The 3,046-nt window shown below is 29.2% G+C and carries 2 protein-coding genes; both read left to right on the top strand.

Going from position 1 to position 3,046, the window contains the following annotated elements; genetic code table 11:
• The first annotated feature begins 161 nt into the window (after positions 1-161).
• Entirely contained in the window at positions 162-1,127 is a 966-nt protein-coding gene (locus LX78_RS14590; protein WP_109683515.1) for a DNA-methyltransferase, read from the top strand.
• Between the two features lie 2 nt (positions 1,128-1,129).
• A complete protein-coding gene (locus tag LX78_RS14585) occupies positions 1,130-2,812 on the top strand; it encodes an AlwI family type II restriction endonuclease (RefSeq protein ID WP_109683514.1) in 1,683 nt (560 codons plus the stop codon).
• Positions 2,813-3,046: the final 234 nt, after the last annotated feature.

Here is a 3,046-nt window from a genome sequence, read left to right as displayed (position 1 = left end):
TTTACTCGGAAAATCCTACGGATTTTCCTAATGGTTCGGTTTATTTTGTTAACTTAGTTCTTGCCAACGCAACTAGCCATAACACAAACACGTTGGGCACAATACCGACGAAACTCTAAAAATCAATCAAAATTTGTACATTTGAAAAAAAACAATATTTAATGTATAGAACATCTGAAATAGTAGCCAAATACGGAATAACAGAAAGCCGATTAAAAGAATATATAATTGAACAAAACATTCCTGTTGTCAATGAAGAGGAGATTTCAAAAAAATACTTTCAAACAATTTTATCATTTATCGAGAATACAGAAAATAGAATTGAAAAAAGATTAAAAAAAGCAGAAGCTACTTTTAAATATAATTCAGATAGAAATAAAGTCTCAATTTATCAAGATGATGCTATTTCATTTTTAAAAAAAATACCTTCAAATAGTGTAGATATTATTGCTACTGACCCAGCATATTCTGGAATGAATGACAAACTTAAACTTGGAAAAGGAAGAATCGTTGGTAAATATGCAGACAAAGGAAAGGAAAACGGAAAATGGTTCGGAGAATTTGAAGATAGTGAAGAAAATTACAACGAATTTTTATCTGAATGTAAGAGAGTTCTAAAAAAATCAACTGGACATATTTACATAATGTTCGACTCCTATTCTCTTTTAAGTTTAGGAAGTGTAGTTCGTAGTCACTTTGATGTGAAAAATCTCATAACTTGGGATAAAGTAAATATTGGAATGGGTCATTATTTCAGACGAAGACACGAGTATGTAATTTTTGCTACCAATGAAAATACTCGAAAAATAAGAAACAGAAAATTTCCTGACGTTTGGCGTTTTAAAAGAATTCATAGTTCAAAATATCCTACTCAAAAACCAGTAGAAGTTTTTCAAGCTATGCTTCACGCAAGTTCTGAAGATGGCTTTACTGTTTGCGACCCTTTTTTAGGAAGTGCTTCATCTGCAATAGCTGCAATTAAAAACAATTGCAACTTTATCGGTTGTGACATTTCAGATAAATCAATTGAAATTTCTAGCTCACGAATATCTGAATATTTAGAAACTGGCAAAGATAATTTACAAACAAAATCAATGGCTATTGATGATAATATTTTCTGGGAATAATTATGGCAAATTTAAGTAAAACGAAAGCATTATTTGCATTCACATCACCAAGAACAATTGAAAAAATAATCCCTGAGATTAAAATTTTATCAGAAAATTTTGAAGGACAGAAATGGTCTGGAAATGACCAAGTTCAAATTGATTTTTTTCAAACTTTATTTGACTCAGAGTATTACGAAGGAGATACTTTTCCTTCAAATCCAGCTTTAGCTGCAAGAGATAGAATAACAAGAGCACCGAAAGCGTTAGGATTTGTAGATGTACAACCAACTATAAAACTTACAGAAGCAGGTAAACTTCTACTAGCTGAAAAAAGACTAGACGAAACATTCACTAGACAACTTCTAAAATTTCAACTTCCTTCTCCCTATCATACACAGTCTAAAACAATAGATTTTAATGTAAAACCATACCTTGAACTATTAAGGTTAATTATGGAACTAGGTAGTATTTCAAAAACTGAAATTGCTCTATTCTTTTCACAACTTACAAATTACAATGATTTTGAAAAAGTAGTAGCAAAAATTACTGAATTCCAAAATAATTCAAAACCATATAAAGGCAGTCGAAAGATGTATGTTGCTGAATGTTTTGAAAGTGAAATACTTGAAATTTTCCAACAAGAAGTCAAAGATAAAAAATTAAAAACAAGAGAAAGTTCAGATACTTCATTACAAAAATTTATAAAAACTAAACGCTCAAATATGAAAGACTACGCTGATGCTTTTGTTAGATATATTAGAGCAACTGAATTAGTTACTTTTCAAAAGAAAACTTTTAGATTAATTATTTCACCTCAAAAAGTTGAAGAAGTAAATTATATACTAAAAGAAATAGATAGAAAACCTCTTGTTTTTAAAAACACTTCTGAATTCAAAGATTATTTATTCAATCCATTTTCAATTAAATTATTATCTGACAATAAAGACTTATTAATCAAAAAAATCGAGAATTTAGGGCTTTTAAAATTTGATAAAACTGCTTCAATTGAAGAACTTAAAGATATTTTGGATAGTTTGAGAATTTCTGTTAAGTCTAAAAACATAGAAGAAAAGAAACGTGAATTAAAAGATTACAAAGAGCTTCCTGATATTCTTAATGTGTTTAAGAAAATCAAGAAAAAAGAAGTACCTGATGCTCCACTATTCCTTGAATGGAATGTTTGGAGAGCTTTAGTTATGCTCAATTATGCGAAAAGAGTTGATGGAAATTTTATTATGGATATTGACGGAATGCCACTTAATTATGCTCCAGGACAAAAACCTGATATTGAATCTGAATACTCCGATTTTGGAATAATAACGGAAGTTACAATGTCTGGAGGACACACTCAATATAAAATGGAAAATGAATCAGTACCTAGACATTTTGGAAAGGCTAAAGAAATTTTAAATAAAGAAATGTATTGTATTTTTATTGCTCCAAAAATAAGCGAAGGAACTTTAGCTCATTATTTTAATCTCAATAGATTGAACACAAAACTTTATGGCGGCAAGACAAAAATTATTCCTCTTTCTATTGAGCAATTTATCGAGTTTGTAAAAGCTGGAATTGAAAATAAATTTAACAACCCTGTAAAACTTAAAAATTGGCTGGAAGAACTATGGCAGAATAATCAGGTTATGGATGATGAAAATATTTGGAGTGAGAGTATTGAAAAGAGCATTCTGAAATGGGCATCCTAAAAAAAAAGTACTGTGCCCAACAATGCATATAAAAAATTGCTTAATTCAGTAAAATAGAATGTTTCTAAAACAAAAAAATATTAAATTTAAACATCGGAAAATTGCGTTTTCAAACCCGCAACTTTTCATATTCTAACCCGTTGTGCAACATTTGACCAAAAAATGAAAAATAACATCAAAATATTGACAATTCTAATATTTGCTACCATTTCTTCTTGTGGTCAAAATGATAAA

This window comes from Xanthomarina spongicola (genome assembly GCF_003148645.1).
Lineage (GTDB): Bacteria > Bacteroidota > Bacteroidia > Flavobacteriales > Flavobacteriaceae > Xanthomarina > Xanthomarina spongicola.
This window is presented reverse-complemented; position numbering and strand designations above follow the sequence as displayed.